Origin of the sequence: Natronococcus occultus SP4, assembly GCF_000328685.1 — an archaeon.
Lineage (GTDB): Archaea > Halobacteriota > Halobacteria > Halobacteriales > Natrialbaceae > Natronococcus > Natronococcus occultus.
In genome coordinates this window covers 3,243,092-3,264,823 of record NC_019974.1, presented here as the reverse complement: position 1 = coordinate 3,264,823, position 21,732 = coordinate 3,243,092, and the positions used below count along the sequence as shown (strand labels likewise).

At 63.4% G+C, this 21,732-nt stretch carries 16 protein-coding genes and 2 pseudogenes; 6 read left to right on the top strand and 12 right to left on the bottom strand.

Features of this window, described 5'->3' with window-relative positions:
* Positions 1-15: 15 nt before the first annotated feature.
* A pseudogene (gene tnpA / locus NATOC_RS15930) lies at positions 16-413 on the top strand (IS200/IS605 family transposase).
* 101 nt (positions 414-514) lie between these two features.
* On the opposite strand, the pseudogene NATOC_RS15925 reads toward tnpA, so the two are convergent.
* Positions 515-775, bottom strand: a pseudogene (locus NATOC_RS15925) (PIN domain nuclease); the annotation flags it as partial.
* A gap of 75 nt (positions 776-850) precedes the next feature.
* Positions 851-1,153, bottom strand: coding sequence for a hypothetical protein (locus tag NATOC_RS15920; RefSeq protein WP_015322506.1), 303 nt, complete (start codon positions 1,151-1,153; stop codon positions 851-853).
* 265 nt (positions 1,154-1,418) lie between these two features.
* Between NATOC_RS15920 and NATOC_RS15915 the strand changes: the two genes are divergently transcribed.
* A complete protein-coding gene (locus NATOC_RS15915; RefSeq protein ID WP_015322505.1) occupies positions 1,419-1,778 on the top strand; it encodes a DUF7344 domain-containing protein in 360 nt (119 codons plus the stop codon).
* Between the two features lie 733 nt (positions 1,779-2,511).
* A complete protein-coding gene (locus NATOC_RS15910) occupies positions 2,512-2,961 on the top strand; it encodes a CBS domain-containing protein (RefSeq protein ID WP_015322504.1) in 450 nt (149 codons plus the stop codon).
* Positions 2,962-3,021: 60 nt separating this feature from the next.
* Here the strand turns inward: NATOC_RS15910 and ggt are convergent, their stop codons facing one another.
* From ggt to NATOC_RS15890, 4 genes are all read right to left on the bottom strand, one after another.
* Complete coding sequence (ggt, locus tag NATOC_RS15905; protein WP_015322503.1) at positions 3,022-4,821, bottom strand: gamma-glutamyltransferase; 1,800 nt, start codon at positions 4,819-4,821, stop codon at positions 3,022-3,024.
* 244 nt (positions 4,822-5,065) lie between these two features.
* On the bottom strand, positions 5,066-6,544 hold the full coding sequence (locus tag NATOC_RS15900; RefSeq protein ID WP_015322502.1) for a tripartite tricarboxylate transporter permease: 1,479 nt from the start codon (positions 6,542-6,544) through the stop codon (positions 5,066-5,068).
* The gene (locus tag NATOC_RS15895) at positions 6,545-7,060 is read right to left on the bottom strand and encodes a tripartite tricarboxylate transporter TctB family protein (RefSeq protein WP_015322501.1); all 516 of its coding nucleotides are present in this window, start codon (positions 7,058-7,060) and stop codon (positions 6,545-6,547) included.
* A gap of 33 nt (positions 7,061-7,093) precedes the next feature.
* Positions 7,094-8,101, bottom strand: coding sequence for a Bug family tripartite tricarboxylate transporter substrate binding protein (locus tag NATOC_RS15890; protein ID WP_157224643.1), 1,008 nt, complete (start codon positions 8,099-8,101; stop codon positions 7,094-7,096).
* A gap of 335 nt (positions 8,102-8,436) precedes the next feature.
* Here NATOC_RS15890 and NATOC_RS15885 point away from each other — a divergent pair, with 335 nt between their 5' ends.
* A complete protein-coding gene (locus tag NATOC_RS15885) occupies positions 8,437-8,880 on the top strand; it encodes a hypothetical protein (RefSeq protein ID WP_015322499.1) in 444 nt (147 codons plus the stop codon).
* Between the two features lie 560 nt (positions 8,881-9,440).
* Here the strand turns inward: NATOC_RS15885 and NATOC_RS15880 are convergent.
* The 6 genes from NATOC_RS15880 to NATOC_RS22005 all read right to left on the bottom strand — a co-directional run bounded on the left by NATOC_RS15880 (position 9,441) and on the right by NATOC_RS22005 (position 17,882).
* Positions 9,441-11,030 carry a BCCT family transporter gene (locus tag NATOC_RS15880; protein ID WP_015322498.1) on the bottom strand — a complete coding sequence of 530 codons (1,590 nt, stop codon included), beginning with the start codon at positions 11,028-11,030 and terminating at the stop codon, positions 9,441-9,443.
* A gap of 165 nt (positions 11,031-11,195) precedes the next feature.
* A complete protein-coding gene (locus NATOC_RS15875) occupies positions 11,196-12,707 on the bottom strand; it encodes an aldehyde dehydrogenase family protein (protein ID WP_015322497.1) in 1,512 nt (503 codons plus the stop codon).
* Between the two features lie 103 nt (positions 12,708-12,810).
* Positions 12,811-14,010 carry an iron-containing alcohol dehydrogenase gene (locus NATOC_RS15870; protein ID WP_015322496.1) on the bottom strand — a complete coding sequence of 400 codons (1,200 nt, stop codon included), beginning with the start codon at positions 14,008-14,010 and terminating at the stop codon, positions 12,811-12,813.
* A 185-nt stretch (positions 14,011-14,195) separates the two neighbouring features.
* Positions 14,196-14,996, bottom strand: a complete 801-nt coding sequence (locus NATOC_RS15865; protein WP_015322495.1) for an IclR family transcriptional regulator — start codon at positions 14,994-14,996, stop codon at positions 14,196-14,198.
* 734 nt (positions 14,997-15,730) lie between these two features.
* Positions 15,731-17,680 carry a serine hydrolase domain-containing protein gene (locus NATOC_RS15860; RefSeq protein ID WP_015322494.1) on the bottom strand — a complete coding sequence of 650 codons (1,950 nt, stop codon included), beginning with the start codon at positions 17,678-17,680 and terminating at the stop codon, positions 15,731-15,733.
* 40 nt (positions 17,681-17,720) lie between these two features.
* Positions 17,721-17,882, bottom strand: a complete 162-nt coding sequence (locus NATOC_RS22005) for a hypothetical protein (protein ID WP_015322493.1) — start codon at positions 17,880-17,882, stop codon at positions 17,721-17,723.
* Between the two features lie 245 nt (positions 17,883-18,127).
* Between NATOC_RS22005 and NATOC_RS15855 the strand changes: the two genes are divergently transcribed.
* Together NATOC_RS15855 and NATOC_RS15850 are read left to right on the top strand one after the other, a co-directional pair.
* Positions 18,128-21,118, top strand: a complete 2,991-nt coding sequence (locus NATOC_RS15855; RefSeq protein WP_015322492.1) for a molybdopterin-dependent oxidoreductase — start codon at positions 18,128-18,130, stop codon at positions 21,116-21,118.
* A 9-nt stretch (positions 21,119-21,127) separates the two neighbouring features.
* Positions 21,128-21,730 (top strand): 4Fe-4S dicluster domain-containing protein, encoded by a 603-nt coding sequence (locus NATOC_RS15850; RefSeq protein ID WP_015322491.1) that lies wholly within the window; start codon positions 21,128-21,130, stop codon positions 21,728-21,730.
* The last annotated feature ends 2 nt before the right edge of the window (positions 21,731-21,732 follow it).

Genomic DNA, 21,732 nt, shown 5'->3' with positions numbered 1-21,732 from the left:
TGTGGTGTGCCCAATATGGGGGAGAAACGGTCAAATCACACGGTGTACAACGTCAACTACCACTTCGTGTGGTGTCCGAAGTACCGCCACGCGATACTGGAGCCAATCGAGGATTCGTTGGATGAGTGGTTCCAGAAGGTATGCGATGAGTACGGCTATGACCTACAATCGTTGTATATATCTCCTGACCACGTACATGTGTTCTGTCCGCGCATCCGAAACACGCGCCGAGTGAGATTGTACGGACGATTAAGAGCATCACAGCACGAGAGATGTGGGAGCAACACGAACCGTTTCTGGAACAGTATTTGTGGGGTGGTGGATTCTGGGAAGAGTCGTACTATGTCGGGACGGCAGGCACAGTGTCGAGCGAGACGATTGAACAGTATATTGAGCGAACGGAACACGTTTAGCGGAGCTTACGGCCTTCACCCGCGGGGTCAAGCCCCGAGGCACTCGGCCTGTCTTTTCTGTAGAGCAGCATAAGAATCGGTAGCATGCAACAGAATCTGCGTCATTCATCAGCTGATTCTAGCGGAACTCGTTCCACTTCGATGTCTTCGTAGTCTTTCTCCGATGAAAGCACGTTCAGCGTCCGCGTTTCTGCAGTCGTGGCGTGGAACGCATCGAACGCCGTCGCTCCCTCGTCGTAGTAGTTGACGGCCTTCAGAACGATTTGTCGTTCTTCCTCGTCTCGGACAGGGACGAGTTCGAGCAGATCTGGCACGAGTGAAACGTACTCGAACTCGGACCGTTCTCGGGCGAGACGGAGTTCGGATCGTCGGCGACGAAAAGCGAGCTGGTTGACGGCCCGTCCGTCGTGGCCCCCGCCTCGACGACGCCCGAACGGCTACTCGAGCAGGCGTCGCTCGCTCGAGTCCTCGAGGGATCTGGCATCAATTACCGTGGCCTCGACCTCGTCAACAGCGGTCGCGGTCGGCGAGTCCTGCAGCGTCTCGCCGGGCTCGATGACGATCCGTTCGACATCTATGTCGAGGTGGTAGTATTTCGTTGTTTCCGGGAGGTTCTCTCGCGGACTGGGCCCGTCCCGAACACATCGAATCCACTTTCCGTTGTTCCGTTCCAGCACTACGATTTCGTCGAACGACACGGATTGCCCATCACGTAGGTCGACGGTGAATTCCCCCACCATATCTTACTCTTGGAACGTCACTGGTTTTGTTCTATTGGACGATTTCATAATTCGAGAGAGTTGATTAATCGGCGACAGAAGAAACATCACTCCGAACGGCTCCGTACCGAACGCGAAACCCCAGTCCTAGACCGGCGTCTCGTCTTCCGCGTGGCCCGGTTCGACTCGACTCGATCGACGGTGCACCCCGCGTTGCGATCGCAACCCGACCCAACGTGATTTGACCGAGGGGTTTTGCGACTCACGAGAGTCGGTTTGGGTAGGCATGGACCGAACGGAGACGTTCGAGGTACTCGCCAGCGCCGACCGCCAGCTCGTTCTCCACGAACTCGTCAGGCGGAACGGAACGTCCTCGGTGGAGCAACTCTCACAGAGCGTGGCCGCCCGTCGCCACCAGCTCGCACCCGAGGACCTCGACGAGCAAGCGATCGAACGCGCCCGCTTCCGGTTGACTCGAACCCACCTCCCCAAGCTCGCGGAACGAGACGTCATCCACCTGGATTGGGACGAGGACGCGGTGGCACTCGCCGACGGGAAGAACGCGGCCCGGGTGTTCGGTCTCTCCGAGGAGCTCGAGTGTTTTCCGCCCGACGACGCCCTGGAGCATCCGTCCCGAAGCTGGTAGTCCCGCCTCGCGTCGACGATCGACGCCCTCAGTTTGTGAGTGCCAACTCGAGCGCTACCTTGCTACCCACGACCGGCACTCGGACTGAGCTCCGGTTGAGATCGAGTTCGATCTCGACGTGGGTCTCCGACGGCTGCAACACCTCCTTCCGGGGTCGGTCGAGGCCAACAGTACGCCGAACCGCGTCCTCGCTTCGAAGACGCGGTCAGTCGCCTGCAGGTCGAACTCGAGGTGATACGGACGATCCGAGAGATGTAATTCTCCCTGATTACGTCATGTTCTGCGAAGACCGGTTGGGCGCGTCCCTCGTCGAAGGTCGGCTCGCCGCCCGTCGCGGCCGCGTTCGAAGCGGCCGCCCCGGTCGTGACGACGCTAGTCACGGCGGTGGTTCGCAGAACGCGGCGTCTAGTGAGCACTCGGCTATTTCGTCGAGCTTCTCGTGACAGTCATACTCACAACGGATTATTACCATATAAATCGTTCTACGGGTCGACAAAAATCAAGAAACTTGATCCGGTTCGGAACCGCCGCGATATCGATAGAATGAAAGTGGACGATATCCGAACTGGGATCTCCGGTCCGTACTACCCCGTTTCACCGCTCACAGGGCAGACTGGTTGTTACTTACCCCACTCTACGTGGAATCATGACTAAATATGGCTAGGAATACTAGTACTGAATACCCGTATGTCCAACACCGTCATATAGTGGCTCGTGTTAGCACAGGACGTGCATGATCGAGATAACAGTCAATAGCCTCGGGGTGCGGGCGCCGCCGACAGTGTCGCCGGACTTGCCCGTCAGCGAAGCGGCACAGCACCTTCGTCGTCCCGCGGTTCCCGCGCTCGTGGTCCAGCTCGATGGGCAGGTCGTCGGGATCGTTACCGAGTCGGATGTCGTCGCGACAGTTGCGGAAACGACCGAACAGCCGACCGTGGGCGAGATTATGTCGACCCCGGTGACGACGATCGAACCGACGGCGACCCTGGACACGGTAATCGAAACGATGCGAGGCGCGGGCGTCAAACATCTCCCCGTCGTCCGCGACGGCAGCTATCACGGGCTGCTGTCGGCAGACGCCCTCTCCCCGTACCTTTCGCGGGGAAAACTCGAGATCGAGTGGCACGGTGAGCCGCTACGGGTCGACACAACTGATGGTCAGGAGTTCACAATGAGAGGGTAGCTATCGCCGAAAGCGAAGCGGGAATCGACGGGACCGTTCGTACTCGAGTTCCGAAGGCCCTTAGAACCCCTGCGCCGAGCCGTCTCCTCGCGGATCTGCACCTCCCTCGAGGTACCCCGTCTCCGGGTCGATGCGGATCGCCTGTGCGTGCCCCATGTTGTCGTCCCAGTCGTCGAGGACCGTCGTCGGCTGACCGCGGGCGGCGAGTTCGTCGATGACTGCGTCGTCGACCCGCCCCTCGAGCGAGAGATCCCTGTCGTCGGTGCCCCACGTCGGACCCATCAGCCAGCGCGGCGTCTCGATGGCCTGCTGGACGTCGTAGTCGAAGTCGACGAGGCGGGTCACCATCGCGGCCTGAGTCTGTGGCTGGCCCTCGCCGCCCATCGTCCCGTAGCAGAGGTACGGCTCGCCGTCCTTGCAGAGTATCGCCGGAATCAGGGTATGAAACGTACGCTTCCCCGGTTCGAGACGGTTCGGATGGTCTTCGTCGAGCGAGAAGAAAGAGCCCCTGTTCTGGAGGATGATTCCGCTGTCGCCGCCGACGACGGCGCTACCGAAATCGTAGTAGACCGACTGAATGAGCGAGACCGCCAACCCGTCGTCGTCGACGGCCGTCAGGTAGACCGTGTCGCCGCCCGGTATGTCGCGGTCGGAACCGCCGAATTCGATACCAGGCTCGACGTCATCCATTTCCATCGCGCTCTCAGCGTCGATACGGCCGCGGCGTTCGTCGGCGTACTCCTTTGAGAGCAGCGTCTCGAGCGGGATGTCGACGTGGTCGGGATCCGTGAGCCACTCGTCGCGGTCGGCGAAGGCAACCTTGACTGCCTCGGCCATGTGATGGTAGTAGTCGGCCGTGCCGTCGCCCCAGGATTCGATGTCGAACCCCTCGAGCAGATTGAGCACCTGCAGGGCGGCGAAGCCCTGCGTGTTCGGCGGGAAGTTGTACGCGGTGTAGCCGCGGTAGGTCGTGGAGATGGGTTCGACCCAGTCGGCCTCAAAGTCGGCGAAGTCGGCGGACGTCAACGGGGATCCTTCGGGCGAAGCGAGTTCCTCGGCGATTGGACCGTCGTAGAATCCCTCGCGCGCCCCCTCGGTAGCGAGGGTTTCGAGCGAGTCGGCGAGTGCGGTTTGGACGAGTCGGTCGCCTTCTTCGGGGACGTCCCCGTCGGGCAGGAAAATCTCGGCCGTGTCGGGAAACTCCCTGAGTATCGGCTCGTCGATCTCGAGCCAGTCAGCTAGCGAATGCCCGACCGGAACGCCCTCGCGAGCATGGCGGATCGCGTCCCCGAACAGTTCTTCCCAGGCGAGCCCGCCGTATGCCTCGTGGGCACGTCGCCAGCCGTCGACCGCACCGGGGACGGTCAGCGCCGATTCCGGTCCACGATCGGGTAGTTCGTCGTACTCGGCGAACCGCTCGCGGGTCGCGTTCGCCGCGGCGGGACCGCTCGCGTTCAGCGCGCGGACGTCGTTACCGTCGTGGATCAGCCAGAAGGCGTCCCCGCCCAGTCCGGACATGTGAGGGTAGGCGACCGACAGCACGGCGTTCGCGGCGATTGCAGCGTCGACGGCGCTGCCACCGTTTCGAAGCGCGTCGTTGCCCGCCGCGGTTGCGAGCCAGTGCGGCGTCGCGACCATCCCGCGGTCGCCACGGGCGGGCGGACGCCCCGTGTGCGGACCGCGACGTTCCGGCGCCGGTGCCGGGTCCGGGATCCCGTCGTTCGCGGCCCCATTTGGCTCGCCGTCTTCGGCGCCCGCAGTCAGTCCCGTCGAGACCGCACCGGCTCCGGCCGCGGCCGTCCCCGCGAGAAACGTTCGGCGATTCGGTTCGAGCCTTCCGTCGTCGTCGCGTTCGTCCATCACGTTCCGGGCCAGGAACGTTTCTTAAATAATATCTTCTGTTTATGAATCAGTAGTTGGGAAGGAATTAGTGCGATTATGTTAGAAACACCATCATAATTGAGGTGTATAAGGAGATAATCGTCAGAATCTTCGGGATAGATACAACGATCGCCGACCATCGATCGACGGTCGCTACGCGAGAGCGAAGCGACGGCGACGGAACCGTGTCCGAGTGTGTCACCCCTCGGTTGACAGCTCGAGACTATCCACGGTCTCGATACTGGAGTGCGATCGGGGCGACGAGCGAGACGACCGCGAAGACGAGGATCAGCATCGCGATGGGGTTCGTGTAGATGATGTCCCAGCTACCGTTTGAGAGTTCGAGCGATCGCCGGAGGTTTTCCTCGGCGATCGGTCCCAGAATCATTCCCAACACGATCGGAGCGAGCGGGTAGCCGTCCATCCGCAGAATAATTCCGAGGACGCCGGCGGCGACCATGACCCACATATCAAGGAGATTTCCTCGAAGTGCGAACGCGCCGACGACACAGAGCACGAAGATACTCGGCCACAGGTACTTGGCGGGGAAGTTGATAACGCGGACCCAGGCGTGAGCACCTAGCAGACCGAGGACGAGAATTACGACGTAGACGAGAAAGAAGCCGACGAAGATCGAGAAGACGAGTCCCGGCTCGTCGTCGAACAGTCCCGGCCCTGGTTGGATCCCGTGGACGAGTAGCGCGCCGATCAGAATGGCGGTTACCGAATCCCCGGGAATCCCGAGCGTAAGCGTCGGCACGAGAGCGCCCGCCGTGCTCGAGTTGTTTCCGGACTCGGCTGCGGCGACGCCCTTGATGTTTCCGTCGCCGAACTCCGGCGTCGCGTTTTTCACCCAGCGCTTGGCTTCGTTGTAGGTGACGAACGACGCGATGTCGCCGCCCGCGCCGGGGATTGACCCGATCAACGATCCGACGACGCTCGAGCCGAGCGTGACGTTTCGGATGTTTTTCAGATCGCCAACCGACGGCGTGATGCCGCTGAGGTTCTGTTGGATGTCGATCGTTCCGATCCCCTCGCGATACCGGTTGAGTCCTTCCGCCAGCCCGAAGAGCCCGATCATCACCGCGATAAACTCGATCCCGGCACTCAACTCGGGGAACCCGAACGTGAACCGTGGTTGTCCCAGTGTCGGATCGAGCCCGACCGTCGCGATCAGCATTCCGAGCAGACCTGAGAGCATCCCTTTCGTGATCGAGTCGCCGCTGATACTCGCGATGATCGTCAGCCCGAAGAACGCGATCGCGAAGTACTCGGGGGAACCGATGTTGAGTGCGATGTCCGCGATCTGTGGAGAGAGGAAAGTTACGATGACAACGCTAATAGCACCGCCGACGAACGATGCGATGGTGGCGATCCCGATCGCCTTGCCAGCCTGTCCCCGTTCGGAGAGCGGAAACCCGTCGAAGATCGTCGCGGCGGCGCTCGGCGTTCCCGGCGTCCGGATGAGAATCGCAGGAATCGAGCCCGCGTACAGCGCACCGCCATAGATCCCGAGCAATAGCATCATCCCCTCGGTCGGGTTCATCCCGAACGTAAACGAGACGAGTACGGCGACCGTCATCGTCGCGGTCATCCCCGGGATCGACCCCATGACGATCCCAACGACGACCCCGAAGACGATCAGCGCGAGTGCGAGCGGCTGGAAGACGAGCGTCAGCCCCTCGAGCAGTCCGGCGAGCATCTATCCGAACACCCCGGTGGTTAGTCCGAGTCTGATCAAACCGGGAAGCATGTCCTCGACGGGAACGAAGGGGCTTTCCGGAAGCGGAATGCGGAGAAACACCGCGAACACGTAGTAGAGCAACAGCGCCAGTCCGACGGCGGCGACACCGATCGGGATCGGAGACCGCGCCCCGGAGTAGAGCATTCCAACGACGAGGAAGAGAATCGTCCCGGCAACGAACCCGAACCACGGCAGAGAGAGCACGTAAACCGTGACGAGCGCGACGACTGCGAGAACTGGCCGTGCCTGCTCCCGGGAGAGCGTGCGAGTTTGAAGCTCTTCCTCGTAGACGCTCCGAGCGAGCTGTAACGTAGCGAATCCGGCGATGAGAACCGCGATGACTCGCGGATAGAACGCGGCACCGGTTTCTCCGGTGCCAGTAGGTAGATCCGCTGAGGCGACGAAGACGCCTACTGCTAACAGTAGCCAGAGAATCGATCCAATCTTATCGGTATGTGGTAGAGTAACTGCCATTCTCGTCTCCGGTAAGCGTATACTGCCTCGTTGCTACTCGCCTTCGATCCCGAGCTCGTCGATGAGATCGCCGAATCGATCGTACTCCTCGTCCATGAACTGGCCGAAATCGTCGGCGTCCCGGTGCTCCAGCTGGAAGTTATTGTTCTCCATGAACTCCTCGAACTCCGCAGAGTCGTGGATCTCGTCGAAGGCGTCCTCGAGCGTAGCGACGATCTCGTCGTCCATATCCGCGGGGCCGCCGATACCTCGCCACGCACCGACGGTAACATCGTACCCCTCCTCGGTCAACGTCGGCACGTCCTCGAACGCGGGGTGGCGCTCGTCCCCGAAGAACGCGAGCATCTCGAGTTCGCCGTCCTGAACCTGCGAGGAAACCTCTGCTGCACTCGAGGTCGTCGCCTCGACCTCGCCGCTGAGAACCGCCTCCGTCGCGGGCGCGGCTCCCTCGTACCCGATGTGGTCGAGTTCGATGTCGGCGGCCTGCTCGAACTCCGCCGCCGCGAGGTGCCAGATCGCGCCCGTCCCCGAGTTCGAGACGCTCACCTCGCCAGGGTTGTCCTCGGCGTAGTCGACGAACTCCTCGAGCGTGTCGTAGGGGGCGTCCTCGTGGACGGTAAGCGCGGCCGGATCGAAGTTGTACTGGAGAATCGGCGTCATATCCTCGTGAGTGACGTCCCCGATATCCAGGTGAGAAACGGTACAGATCTCGACTGTCAGGATCCCGAGTGTATGTCCATCGGCGGACGCGGACGCGATTTCACTGAAGCCGACGCTTCCTGATCCACCCGTCGAGTTCGTTACGAACGAGGACGTATCTAGCTCCGCTTCTAGCTGCTCGGACAGTTGTCGCGCCGTGAGGTCGGTCCCTCCTCCTTCGTCGAACGGGCAGATGATCTCGATATCGTCGTCGGGGAACTCGGCTGCCTCTCCATCGGCTCCGTTTTCGTCGGGGGTTAACGCGTCAGTACACCCGGCTACTCCGAACGTCGTTCCAGCGGCGGCCGTTGCGAGAAACGTTCGTCGTCCACTATCTCCCATCATCTTTCATCAAGTGGTGTATTTTATCCCCACATTATAATTTTGTATCTGTTCCAACACCATCCCTATTGAAAGGATTTGCAGTCGTGTAAGCCGAATATAATTCCTTGACAATTGCGTGTTCTGCCGTCGCCGTCGGCAAGACCGAGATACTGTACTCGGAAGCCACTGACGGCAGGGACGGCCCTCGTGGCGATAGGATTGCTTACCAGTACTCGCCGAAGCGGCGGAAATCACCCTATACATTCCGCAAGCGGATCGAACCGGTCGCTGTACCTGCCGATTACTGAAGCACGAGGACGTGGGACCGGACGTTCGATCGATCCCCTCCCCGCATGGCCCCCGCAATCGTTCACTTCTTGGTCGGTGCGGCGCTCGTCTTGCTAGTGGTGACACCGATCGCGCTGCGGTACCGCCTCCCAACGTGGGTGGCGCTGTGGCTCGTCGTGATCGGGGGACTCTGGGGGCTGTTCCCCGATATCCACCACATCACCCCGGCGTACGAATCCCAGCTGTACGCGTTCCACAACTCCCAGTGGGCCGACCTCTTCGCCTTCCACTACACGCTCGATCGGCCCGCCGTCCGCGCCCGGTACAACGCGAGTATCTTCTGGTCGATCGTGCTGTTTCTCGGCGCCAGCGCGGCGTTTACCGTCGCCAGCGTCGCGAACGCTCGAACCGCGGTCGACGAGACGCCGGCGCCACACCTCCTGGCACTCGTGACCGCGTCGATCCCCGCATTGCTGTTCGTCGTCGCCGCGGCCGGTGGCCCGTTCTGATCGAGCGACGTTTCATACGGCAACAGGGCGAAGCCCACGAGTGTACTCGTGGTAACTGCACCCGCTGAAGCGCAACCGTCCTCGGAATCGTTCGTGGTTCTGACTATCCGACGTTCAGGGGAGTCGCTACTCGGTGACAATAATACAATATGAACTCGCGGTACTGAGGCGGACGTTCACCGTATTACGGACTATAATATTGTCTAATAATCAAATACCCATTGAAAGTGTCATTCAATTTATTAGTACAGACAGACTATGGCGTTTATTGAGATAGAACGGTAGTGTCGGACGAATACGGCTGAATCAGACTATATATTCTTCCTATTCAGTGACAAAGTTACACCAAGATATGGAGTATATAAATTAGCTTTCGTTTTAACTATTGCCATAAACACACAAATCTATACCCGGGGCGATGGCACCAGCCAGATACATTACACAAACCTATTATATCAACGACATCTAGATTAAATAAATATTGTTAGGACGCGAACCGGACTTCCGAGAAACGAACGGCAGATCATCACCGGGTTCCGAAGCCAGCTCGTCCCGGCTGTTCAATCGTCCTCGCCGTCCGAGGACTCTGGGTCGTAGCTCGTGATGAACGCGTCGCCGCGCTCGTGATCCAGCTCGCCGTGGTAGTACTCCCGCGCGGCAACGTAGCTCGCGTACGCGATCGCTAGCAAGAACAGCGTGAACGGAAGTGCAAGCACCGTCGGGAACGCCTGCATCGCGTCGAAGACGGGTAGCTCGAGCGTCATCACGCCGAGAAACGAGAGCAACACGCCCCACCACGCGCGATTGCGGGCGTTGGGCGTCTCGTCGCCAAGGGTGATCGACGAGAGGATATACACCGCGGAGTCCAGCGAGGTAAGCACGTACCCCGCGATGACGAGGATGAACAGTACGCCCACCACCGCACCGTACGGCGTGATCGTCACGGCGGTTGCGATCGCGGCTGGAATCCCACCGTTGTTCAGCGCATCCGTCACGGGCTCGATGTAGCCGGGTGCGAGGACCCAGCCACCGATGATCGAGTGCTGGACCCAGAGGAGCCCGGCCGGGATAAACACCAGACTAACGAACGTCTCCCGGATCGTCCGGCCCTTCGAGACGCGGGCCACGAAGCTCCCGACGAACAGTCCCCAGGCGGCCCACCACGCCCACCAGAAGCTGGTCCAGCTCTGGGGCCAGTTGCCGTCGGCGGTCGGCGCGGTGTACAGCGAGAGCCGGAACATGTTATCGAGCCAGACGCCGGCCGCATCGAGCCCGATGTTGAGAATAAACAGCGTCGGTCCGACGACGAACAGGAACGCGAACGAGACGAGCATCAGGACGATCGTCGCCCGCGCGGCGTTCTGGATCCCCTTGTGGAGCCCCAGCCAGACGTCGGCCAGAAAGACGAGCCCGAGGATCGCGAACAGGACGTAGGTAAACGCCGTCGCGGGGAGGCCGAACGCCGAACCGAGAAGCGCCGAGAACACCTGCGCGGAGAACCCGATCGCCGCGGCGACGCCGCCGACGATCGCGATCAGCGCGGCCAGGTCGACGATCCAGTAGAGTCCGCGGTGGCCGTCCTCGTCGAGGATCACCTTCAGCATCGCGCTGAACTTGTACTCGTCGGTTCCCCGGGTGTAGATGATCAGCCCGAACGCAAGCGCGAACGGTGGGTACCACATAGCCAGCCCCGGGAAGACCTCGTGGATGTACATGAACGCGAGGGCGAGCGATTCGATCGGCGCTCCCGCGACCGGCGCCGGATCCGGTGGCGGATCCGCGACGATGGAGACGGGTTCGCCGACGCCCCAGATGATGATCGAACCGCTGTATCCGACGGTGAAGACCATCGCGAGCCAGGAAAACAGTCCGAACTCGGGCTCGGCGTCCTGGCCCCCGATCCGAACGTGGCCGTACTTCGAGAACACGATAAACGCCGAAAAGCCGAGCAACACGACTCCGAGCAGCATGAACCACCAGCCGAAGTAGTTCAGCACCCACTCGAAGGCTGCGTTCATCGTTTCGTTGAGGCCGTGCGGGTTCCAAAGTCCGACAGCCCCCAGCGCTGCAAGCGACGCCGCAGTGATGATGAAAAGCCCGCGCTCTCCGCGTCGGGCGTCCTCTAGCCCGAAGAGATACCAGGGGTTCATGGCTGCGGGCGAGCGAACATCGGCGTTGCCGTCGGCGAACGGATCTCTTCGTGTTCCATGGTAGCGTACACTATGGCTCAAACAGAGCGTTACCGATGACTTATATTTTTCGACGATGGTCCGGTTCGATCCAAAACTACTCCGAACCGGACGGTATCACCGGCCTCAGCAGCTCGGCTCGTCGAGATTGACGTAGACCGATTTCGTGCGCTGGTAGTGCTCGAGGACGTCCGTCCCGAGATCCTTCCCGATCCCGGAGGCCTTGAACCCGCCGTACGGCGCCTCCGGCAGGATCGGGCCGTACTCGTTGACATAGACGACTCCGGCCTCGAGATCGGCCGCGGCGCCGTGGGCGAGGTCGGTTCGCTCGGTGGCGATCCCGGCCGCCAGTCCGAACTGAGTGTCGTTTGCGAGTTCGATCGCTTCCTCGTAGGTCGAGAACGTGTTGATCGTCTGGACCGGACCGAAGATCTCCTCCTGGGCGACCGTCATGTCGTTGTCGACGTCGCCGAAGACGGTCGGTTCGAAGAACCAGCCGTCCCGAAGCGCCTCGTCGTCCGGCGGGCTGCCACCGGTCAGCAGCGTCGCCCCCTCCTCGACGCCGCGCTCGACGTAGTCGGTGACCGTCTCGTACTGCGCCTGCGAGGTCAGCGGCCCCATCGTCGTCGCCTCGTCGAGCGGGTCGCCGAGGACGTGCGATTCGGCCGCCGCGACGAACCGGTCGACGAACTCTTCGTGGACGTCCTCGTGGACCAGCGCGCGGGAGAACGCGTCACAGATCTCACCCGTGCTGTAGAAGATCCCGTTCGCGACCGCCTCGACCGCCGTATCGAGATCGGCGTCCGGAAAGACCAGGACCGGTGACTTGCCGCCAAGTTCCAGGGTCACCGGCGTCAGGGTGTCGGCAGCGGCTTTCATGACCTTGGTGCCGACGCCGACGCTCCCGGTAAAGGAGAGCTTCCGGACGTCCTCGTGATCGGTGATCGTCGACCCGACTTCCGACCCGGTGCCGGGGACGACGTTGAGCACGCCGTCGGGAAAGATTCCCGCGGAGAGTTCGGCGATCCGAATCGTCGAGAGCGGACAGTCCGTCGCGGGTTTGAGAACGACGGCGTTTCCGGTCGCGAGCGCGGGACCGAGCTTCCAGGCGGCCGCCCAGATCGGGAAGTTCCACGGGATGATCTGCCCGACGACGCCGTACGGCTCCGTTCGCGTATACAGGTGCAGATCGTCGTCAGTCGCGATCTGTCGGCCGTCCTGGACCCGACACAGCGAGGCGTAGTACTCGAGGGTATCGATCGCACCCTCGACCTCGCCGCGAGCCTGCGAGCGGGGCTTGCCCGTGTCGAGACATTCGATCAGCGTGAGCTCCTCGACGTGATCGTGGAGTCGATCGGTCCACTCGAACAACAGTCGGGACCGCTCGCGGGGCGTCGATTCCGACCACCGCGTGTCGAACGTTCGCCGGGCGGTTTCGACGGCGGTTTCGACGTCGGCAGCCCCACACCGTGTGACCGTCGTGATCGGTTCGTTCACCACGGGATCGATCGTCTCGAGCGATCCGTCGCCCGCGACGGCGGTGCCGTCGATCCACGCGTTCCAGTCGCTGAGTTCACGTACCTCTTCCCGGGCAGCCGCATGGGCCTCCCGTAGCTGTCCGCTAAACGTACCAGACATTAGCGTCAGTTGGTTCGACGTCACAGTTCTTATCTCTTTGGGGGGGTGTGACACGCTAAAGGCGCCGCTATCGGCCCGGGAGCGGGGCGGTGGGCGCAATCCGTCAGTAGGCGTCGGTCGCGATCTCGAAGAGATCGTCCGCGTCCGCGGGGCGGGGGTTGTCGTGAATCTCGATCGTGTCGAGCGAGTTCGTCGCGATCTCCGGGAGGTCCGACTCCGCCACGCCCAGTTCTCGGAGACTGGACGGTAAGTCGACGCGATCGATGAGCCGTTCGACGGCGTCGACCGACGCCAGCGCGGCCTCTCGCGTCGACCGCCCCGCGGTGTCGACGCCCATCGCCGCGGCGACCTCGGCGTACCGCTCGGGGACCGCCTCGATATTGTACCGCATCACGGCGGGGGTGTAGGCAGCGATCGCCTCGCCGTGGGGGATCGAGGGGTACATCCCGCCGGTCGTCTCGGCCAGCGAATGGATCGCGCCGAAGCCGGCGAAGTTCTCGCAAAAGCCCGCGACGTGTGAGCCAAACAGCATCCGCTCGCGGGCGTCCATCGCTCCGTCCTCGTAGGCCCGGGGGAGCGCCTCCGGCACGAGCCCGAGGACGTGTTCGGTCATCGGTTTGACGATCGGCGGACACGCCGCTGACACGTGGTTCTCGAGGGCGTGGGAGAACGCGTCGAACCCGGTCGCAGCCGTCTGTCTCGGCGGCAGAGATTCCGTCAGGGCGGGGTCGACGACCGAGAGTTCGGCGCCGAGATAGGGACCGCCGGGGTGCTGGGGCGACTGACCGAGCGCCATCTTGAACTCGCGGTCCTCGTCGGTGATGACGGCCCAGTAATCGACCTCGCTTCCGGTTCCGGCGGTCGTCGGCACCGTCGCGAGCGGAAGCGGGTGGTTCTCGATTGGTGCCGCGCTTACGTCCGCCGCACAGGTCACCTCGTAATCAGCGACCGTACCGGGGTTCGTCGCCAGCAGGGAAGCGCCCTTTCCGACGTCGATCGAACTGCCGCCACCGACTGCGACGATCGCGTCACAGCCCTCGGACTCGATCGCCGCCGTCGCCTCGTTGACCATGGCAGTGGTCGGGTTCGGTTCGACACCGTCGTAGGTCGCGTAGTCGATTCCGGCGGCCGTCAGCGACGCCGTCACGTCCTCGAGCAGGCCGGCGTCGATGATCCCCTGGTCGGTAACGATCAGCGGGTTCTCCCAGCCCTGTGCGGCGACGAGCTCGCCAAGATTCCCGGTCGAGCCGGTCCCGAACTCGACCCAGATCGGGAACGCGAGCGTGTACTCCTGGAGCGTCATCGGGTTCCTCCTCGCCCTGTGATCGATGGTACCGGTGCTATCTCTACAATCGTGATTGTCAATACCATGCGCTACGAGTGTAGTTCGAACGAGCATATAAAACTAGTCGAACGGCCGGTTCGGGCGCGAGCAGCGGCGAGAGAACCACTTTCGATACGCGAAAGCCGGTCGGTGCGAGGACGGAGCTACCCCGTGTTCGCCTCGACCAGTTCGCGCTGGAGGTCGGCTCGCACGCCCCGTACCGCCTCGGGGATCGTCGTCCGGAGGACGTCGCCGTGAAGGCGGTAGCTGGGACCGGAAACGCTAATCGCGCCGACAACGCCGCCGTCGGGGCCGGTGATAGCCGTGCCGACGCTCCGGAGTCCGTCGGCGTACTCCTGGTCGTCGATCGCGTACCCGCGCTCGGCGACGCGGTCGAGTTCGGCGAACAGCTCGGTTCGATCGGTGATGGTCCGCTCCGTTCGAGCGGGTAACCCCCATGCGTCGACGATCGCGTCGACGCGCTCGCGGGGATAGGAAGCCAGAATCGCCTTCCCGGTCGCCGTCGCGTGCATGGGGTAGTACGATCCGATCCGTGCGCGATACCGTTCGGCGCCGCCGTCGTCACCGTACTTGACCCACTTGTGGTACGACTCCAAAATCGTCATCACGCGCCCGTGGTCCTCGACGGTGAAATCGACCTCTTCGTCGGTTTCGGCGGTCAGCTCCTGGACCGCGTCCTCGATAAGCCTGAGTCCGCTGATTCGGCTTCGGGCGTGTTCCCCGAGGTTGAGAAAGCGAAAGCCGACGTAGTACGTGTTTCCCCGCTCGTTGAGATACCCCTTGGACTGCAACGTGACGAGGTGTTTGTACACCGTACTCGGGGCGAGCGAGCACTCCTGTGCAAGCTCGGATACCGTCGCGCCCGCCAGTCGTTCGATCGCCTCGAGGAGTTCGATCGAACGCTCGGTCGTTTCGAGGGTGTGCTCCGGGGTGTCTCGTAACATGGGCCAGTAGAGAACGTCGGGATACTTAACTATTTCACGGCTGCGAAAGCCACACCGCGTCCGTTTCGCATCTGGTCCGCCGAAGCAGGTGGATCGAACCCGAGACGCGCTCCGCTCCCACCGCCGCTTTCGGCATACGAAACGAAACGGAAAAGGATCGAGCCGAACTGGAGCGTTCGGGAATTTGGTTACAGACATACGGATGTAATAGCAGTTGTACCGAGTTCGGCGACGCGAACCGACGGAGAACACGAGCTATCAGTAGCTCGACTTTTCGAGGAATCGGTACCGGTAGTGGACCGTAATAGTTAGATAGTATATGGTTTGCAGTTCTAATTTGGTTATTGATGATTATTTCGCCCTGACTGGTCCGGAAGCACGGACGGTCGATAGTAGAGCCGCGCTTATCCAACTTTCGAGTCGAAGTGGCGCCAAAAACGCCGTTTCCTGCTGAAGTTCGCTCGGGCCGATCGACTCGGTCCCACGGGAGCGCTCGGGTCGAATCGAGCGGAATCACCCCCTCAAGCGATCGATACGCGGTCGGTACTCTCGTTCGGGCCGACGTCCTCGCTGCTGTGGGAGAATCGCTATAATAACAGATCTCTAATATACATTATTAGTCGATGTAGTTCTAGCGAACGGTCGTAGCACCACCGGCCGCGAGCGAAGCTTCCGGAGGAACGACGGCCCCACTCTATGCACACGCGTCGACCAGGGAACGGCGAGCGGCGGCGTCAAAACCCGACCGCCGTCAGCAGGTTCCAGTACCACAGCTGCCAGCCGAGGACGGCCAGCGCGAGCGCCAGGACGGTCAGGTACGCCAGGCCCAGTGGCGTCGTCGAGCCCGCACCGAGGTCCCGGGCTCCGAGGACGCGGCGCCACTCGAGGCCGACGAGCGCCAGTACAGCGAGTGCCGCGAGCGGGACGACGAGCAGGAACGCGAGCGCGAGCCGCAGCCACGGCGAGTAGCCGTAGACGAGCTGGTTCGGATCCACGAGCACGTTCGCGAACAGGCCGAGGACGGCCGCGAGCACCGCCGCCGCGCCGCCGACCACCGCCAGCCGCGGGCGGGTGAGGTGGGCGCGCATCCGTCCCCACCCCCGGCTCCGGTAGGCGCTGATCGGCCAGACGACGAGCGTCGACAGCACCGCTGCGAGCGCGAGGACGGCGACCCCGATCTGGACCGCCGCGGTCTCATACCACGAGACGCGCTCGTAGGGCGGCGTCGGGGCGTCGACGTAGAGGGTGTCGTCCTCGATGGCCACCGTCGAGATCAGCCCCGCGTCCTCGTCGGGGGCCGGCTCGAAGACGCCCGGCTCGACCTCGACCCAGCGCGTCGCGTCGCCGCCGAGCGGCGAGCCGAGCTCGAGGTACCCCTCGTCGGTCACGGAGACCGACATCGACTCCCCGAGGCCGACGAGCTTCTCGGGAGTCGTCTGGAACGCGGTGGTCCGGTACTCCCCCTCGTAGGCGTCGGCGCGGTCGGCAGTGGCGGGGTCGGGCTCGAGGGTCGACTCCTCGCCGCCGAAGCGCTGGTCGATGAACTCGTCGAGGACGTCGGCCAGCGCGGCGCCGCTGCCGGCCGTGTTGAAGCTGACGTACAGCGCGACGTCACGGTCGGGAAACAGCGCGAACAGCGTGTAGAAGTACTCGGTGCCGCCGGTGTGCCAGGCCAGTCGCTCGCCGCCGCGCTCGCCGAGCATGTAGCCGTAGCCGACCCCGTCGACGGCGGGGTGATTCGTCGCCCGCTGGTCGAGCATCGCCTCGACCGATTCGGCCTCGAGGACGCGGTCGTCCTCGAACGCGCCGTCACCGAGCACGGCGGCCGCGAAGTTCCCCATGTCGGTCGCGGTCGCGCTCATCGAGCCCGCGGGTGGAACACCGAGAATCGTGGGGTCGTCAGTCTCGAACCCGTCGTCGGTCGGGACGTGGCCCTGCGAGACCGGCGCCAGCTCGTCGGGGACGGGTTGTTCGAACGTCGCCTCGTCCATCGCCAGCGGCTCGAACACCTCGCGCTCGACGTACGCCTCGAACGGCTCGCCGACCGCCTCCTGGACGACCAGCGCCGCGAGCCCGGTGCCGTGGTTGGAGTAGGCGACCGTCTCGCCCGGCGGCCGGACCTGTGCGGGCAGCTCCCGCTCGAGTTTCGGCTCCCAGTCGTCGGCCTCCGCCGGATCGTCGACGAACAGCCCCTGTAGCCGATCCTCGTACCCCGGCGTGTGGGTCCCGAGCTGTTCGAGCGTGATCTCGTCTTCCCCCTCGACGGAGTAGTTCTCGAGGTAGGTGCCGATCGGTTCGTCGAGCTCGAGGGCGCCGTCCTCGACGCCCTGCATCACCGCCGTCCAGACAGTGAGCTTCGCGACGGAGCCGACCATGAACGACGTCTCGTTCGGCTCGACCGCGGTTCCGGCCGCGGCGTCGGCCTCGCCGTACCCCTCGACGTGGACGAGTTCGTCCTCTTCGACGACCGCGACGGAGGCACCCGCGACGTCGTGGTCGTCCATCGCGTCCTCGAGCAGCCGATCCAGTTCGTCGCCGGCAACCGCGTCGCCCCCGGTCGCTTCGACGGTCGGCGACGCTTCGGGTCCGTCCTCGGCGACGCCGGACGCCGTGACGGCCGGACCGACGAGCCCCGTTATCAGTACCAGACAGACAATGCCAGTCAGTACCACCCTCCGAACCATACCGCACGCACGACGGCCGGCGAAAAAGCTGTTGGGTGAGTTACCGTTCGAAGGCGCCGATCCACCGATCGGTGCCGTCAACCGGGCAGAACTCCTCGTGGTTTTTGCTGCAGTTGGGATCCATACACCAGCCACACTCACAGACCCGTTGTGTCGAACGGTCCGGGATCGTTCGCCTGCAGAGGGTACATTTGACTCGCATATGTGGGAGTATGCTATTCAGTACCATAGTTGTACGCCTACATTGAATTAAAGCTTCAGGTCTTCTATCCGCAGTGAGCTGGCGTTTCAGTATTCGATCCGTCGTGGAAATCGCACGAGCGAGCGACCGACGGTCCGCGAATCGCTGCGAGTTTCTACTGCAGGCGATCTCGATTCAAAAATTATACACCAAAGAAAGTATGGGTACCGGCTATATTTATTACCCCTCAACCTATTTGTTATCGTATGCCACGATCGACGCTCGATCTCGATCGTCGGGGGTTCCTCAAGGCCGGTGCTGCGGGGGCCCTCGCGACGGCGGTCGGGGGGCGAACGCTCCTCGAACGGGGGGAAGCACAGGACGACGACACCGTCGATCCCGACGCGGCCGACGAGCTGGTCAAGACGGTCTGTACGCACTGCTCGGTCGGCTGTGGAGTACAGATGGCCGTCGACGGCGACGCGCTCGTCGGCCAGGAGACGTGGGACGACAACCCGATCAACCAGGGTGGGCTCTGCTCGAAGGGAGCCTCGCTCGCCCAGTCGGTCAACTCCGACAAGCGGCTCAAGGAGCCGCTGAAACTCGAGGACGGCGAGTGGACCCAGATGGAGTGGGACGAGATCCTGGGGGAGATCACGGGCCGGCTCAACGATATCCGCGAGGAGACCGGTCCTCACGCGACGATGTGGGTCGGATCGGCGAAACACACCAACGAGTCCGCCTACCTAATCCGGAAGCTGGCCGCGTTCTACGGGACGAACAACATCGACCACCAGGCGCGGATCTGTCACTCGACGACGGTTACCGGGATCGCCAACACGTGGGGCGTCGGCGCCATGACGAACAACAACAACGACATGCGCAACGTCGGCGTCAACCTCATCATCGGCCACAACCCCCTCGAGAGCCACCCCGTCGCCTGGCAGCACTTCCAGGAGGCACAGCACCGCGGGGGTGAACACATCGTCGCCGAACCGCGGTACACCAAGACTGCAGCCGCGGCCGACGACTACTACCAGTTCCGCTCGGGAACAGACGTCGCGTTCATCTACGGGCTGATCTACCACATCGTGGAGAACGATCTCCACGACGAGGAGTTCATCGAGAGCCGCGTGATGGTACCGACCTGGGAGGAGTTCCGCGACGACGTCCTCCCCGAGTACGACCTCGAGACGGTCTCCGATATCACCGGAACGCCCGAGGACGACCTCGCGGAGCTGGCCGAGCGGCTGGCCGCGGCCGAGGTGAGCTGCGTCGAGTGGGCGATGGGCGGCACCCAGCACAACAACGCGACGGGCAACGTCCGGGCGTACGCGATGTTGAACCTGGCCCTCGGTCACGCCGCCCAGCCCGGCGGCGGCACGCCCATCTACCGGGGCCACGACAACGTCCAGGGCGCGACCGACCTCGGCGTCGACTCGGGCAACACCCCCGGCTACTACGGGCTCGAACAGGACGCCTGGGAGCACTGGACGAACGTCTGGACCGAGACCGAAAGCACCTCCGGGGAGATCAGCTACGACGAGCTCCACGACCGGTTCCACTCGACGGAGCTGATGGAGAAAAACGGGTTCACCGTCGCCCGCTGGTTCGAGGGCGTCCTCGACGACGAGTGGGAGATCTACCAGCCCGATCCGCTCCGGGCGGCGATCTTCTGGGGCCACGGACTCGGCTCGCTCAGCGAGTACAAGCGGGTTCGGGAGGCGGTCAACGAGCTGGAGTTCATCGTCAACGTCGACGTCTATCCGAACCAGGTCGCCGAGCTCGCCGACAGCGACACCGACGTCTACATGCTGCCGGCGGCGACCAACATGGAGGAGGCCGGAACCGCCACGAACACCGGTCGGCAGCTCCAGTGGCGAAACCAGGCGATCTCGCCGCGACACAACTCTCGGCGGGACTGGCGGCTCCTCTGTGATTTCGCCGAGCACCTTGGCTTCGGCGAGCACTTCGACTACGACGAGGTCGAGGACGTCCTCCGGGAGATCAACCTGGGGACGCGCTCGATCGGGTACACCGGCCAGACGCCCGAACGGCTGAAACGCCACCAGGAGCACGCCGACCTGTTCAGCGTCGAGGACCTGCAGGCGGATCTCGACGAGGACCACGAGCTGTACGACGAGCTCGACGGCGACTACTACGGGCTGCCGTGGCCGTCCTGGCACGAAGACCACCCCGGGACGCCGATCCTCTACGACGCCTCGCTGCCGCCCGAGGAGGGCGGGATGGACTTTCGGGCGAACTGGTGGGACGGGGCGGTCGAGGCGGACGACCCCGAGGTCGAGCCCGACGACCAGCTCCGGGACCCGTTCGAACCCGACTGGTGGGACGGCGAACTCGAGGGCGTTCCCCAGTACCCCATGTTCTCGACGGTGCTTCCGGACCCCGAAAACCCCGCCGCGACGACGCTCCCGATCGAGGGCGCGTTCGACGAGGAGACGTCGGTCGCCGACGTCGCCGAGGCGCTGGCCGACGAGGGGTACGACGTCGACCTCGAGCGCTACGAGGAGTTCGACAACCCACAGCCCGACGCCCCGTGGGGCCGCGGCCGGGCCCGGATGAAGGCCTGGAACCTCGAGGACGAGATCCCCGTCCACCGCGAGCCTGCGGTGACGCCCCGGCCCGATCTCGTCGAGGAGTACCCCTGTAACGAACGGACCGAGGACCACTGGCGCGTCGAACTCGACAACGCGGGCGTCCAGCAGGACAACATCGACGCGGTCGAGGAGCTCGCCGACGCCGGCGACGTCGAGCCGATGGTCCTCACCTCGGGCCGCCAGGTCGAACACCAGGGCGCGGCCGCACAGACGCGCAGCACGCAGGGGACCGCCTCGCGGTCGCCGATGATGTACCTCGAGATCCATCCCGACGTCGGCGACGACCTCGGGGTGGAGGACGGCGACTGGATCGTCGTCGGAACGCCCCACGCCGAGATGGTCGTTCAGGCTAACGTCACCGAGCGGGTCGCACCGGACCACGCGTTCGCCCCGTACCACTGGAGCGGGATCCTCGAGGGGGAGAACATGCTGGAGACCGTCCCCGAGGGGCTGGGCCCGCTGGTGATCGGCGAGACGATCAACGCCGGAACGGCGCCGGCCTACGACCGCGAGACCCAGATGCAGGAGACGAAGGCGACGCTGTGTAACGTCCGGGTGGCCGAGGACGACGAGATCCCCGAGCTGTCGGATCGGCAGCTCCGGTGGCAGGAACAGCGCATCAACCGTCACAAGCGATAGGTAAATCCAATGAGCACACAAGAGAGCGACGGACCGGCGCGAGTCGTTCCGAACTGGGAGTCCTGTATCGACTGCGGGGCCTGCGAGGTCGCCTGCCAGCGAACGTGGGATCTCCCGGCCGAAACCAACCGCATCCAGGTCGTCGCTATCGGACACGGTACCGACGACGAGACCAACAAGCCCATGCAGTGTTACAACTGCGCCGAAGCACCTTGCGTCGAGGTCTGCCCGACAGAGGCGCTTTTTTTCCGCGATAACGGAACCGTCCGAGTGAGCGGCGATCGGTGTATCGGCTGTCACTACTGCGGCGTTGCCTGTCCGTTCGGCGCGCCCCAGTACCCCGACGCGGAAGTGCCGGAGGCCGAGGAAGCCTCGCCGCTCGGCGCCCGCGGGAACGGCCTGATGGACAAGTGTACAACCTGCGAGCCGCGTCAGGAGGCGGATCTCGAGCCCGCCTGCTCCTCGGAGTGTCCGACCGACGCCTTGCTGTTCGGTACGCCCGAGCAGCTCTCGGAGAAGCTCGACGAGGAGCACGTCTCGACGCCGTTTTCCGACGAGGCCGCCGAGATCGTGTTCGGCGACGACGCGGACGACGTCGTGGGGGGTGACTGACC

Bases quoted from the DNA above. Each gene is read 5' to 3' on its own strand.
- NATOC_RS15920 (WP_015322506.1), bottom strand. From the start codon at position 1,153: ATGGTGGGGGAATTCACCGTCGACCTACGTGATGGGCAATCCGTGTCG.
- NATOC_RS15915 (WP_015322505.1), top strand. From the start codon at position 1,419: ATGGACCGAACGGAGACGTTCGAGGTACTCGCCAGCGCCGACCGCCAG.
- NATOC_RS15910 (WP_015322504.1), top strand. From the start codon at position 2,512: ATGATCGAGATAACAGTCAATAGCCTCGGGGTGCGGGCGCCGCCGACA.
- ggt (WP_015322503.1), bottom strand. From the start codon at position 4,821: ATGGACGAACGCGACGACGACGGAAGGCTCGAACCGAATCGCCGAACG.
- NATOC_RS15900 (WP_015322502.1), bottom strand. From the start codon at position 6,544: ATGCTCGCCGGACTGCTCGAGGGGCTGACGCTCGTCTTCCAGCCGCTC.
- NATOC_RS15895 (WP_015322501.1), bottom strand. From the start codon at position 7,060: ATGGCAGTTACTCTACCACATACCGATAAGATTGGATCGATTCTCTGG.
- NATOC_RS15890 (WP_157224643.1), bottom strand. From the start codon at position 8,101: ATGGGAGATAGTGGACGACGAACGTTTCTCGCAACGGCCGCCGCTGGA.
- NATOC_RS15885 (WP_015322499.1), top strand. From the start codon at position 8,437: ATGGCCCCCGCAATCGTTCACTTCTTGGTCGGTGCGGCGCTCGTCTTG.
- NATOC_RS15880 (WP_015322498.1), bottom strand. From the start codon at position 11,030: ATGAACCCCTGGTATCTCTTCGGGCTAGAGGACGCCCGACGCGGAGAG.
- NATOC_RS15875 (WP_015322497.1), bottom strand. From the start codon at position 12,707: ATGTCTGGTACGTTTAGCGGACAGCTACGGGAGGCCCATGCGGCTGCC.
- NATOC_RS15870 (WP_015322496.1), bottom strand. From the start codon at position 14,010: ATGACGCTCCAGGAGTACACGCTCGCGTTCCCGATCTGGGTCGAGTTC.
- NATOC_RS15865 (WP_015322495.1), bottom strand. From the start codon at position 14,996: ATGTTACGAGACACCCCGGAGCACACCCTCGAAACGACCGAGCGTTCG.
- NATOC_RS15860 (WP_015322494.1), bottom strand. From the start codon at position 17,680: ATGGTTCGGAGGGTGGTACTGACTGGCATTGTCTGTCTGGTACTGATA.
- NATOC_RS22005 (WP_015322493.1), bottom strand. From the start codon at position 17,882: ATGCGAGTCAAATGTACCCTCTGCAGGCGAACGATCCCGGACCGTTCG.
- NATOC_RS15855 (WP_015322492.1), top strand. From the start codon at position 18,128: ATGCCACGATCGACGCTCGATCTCGATCGTCGGGGGTTCCTCAAGGCC.
- NATOC_RS15850 (WP_015322491.1), top strand. From the start codon at position 21,128: ATGAGCACACAAGAGAGCGACGGACCGGCGCGAGTCGTTCCGAACTGG.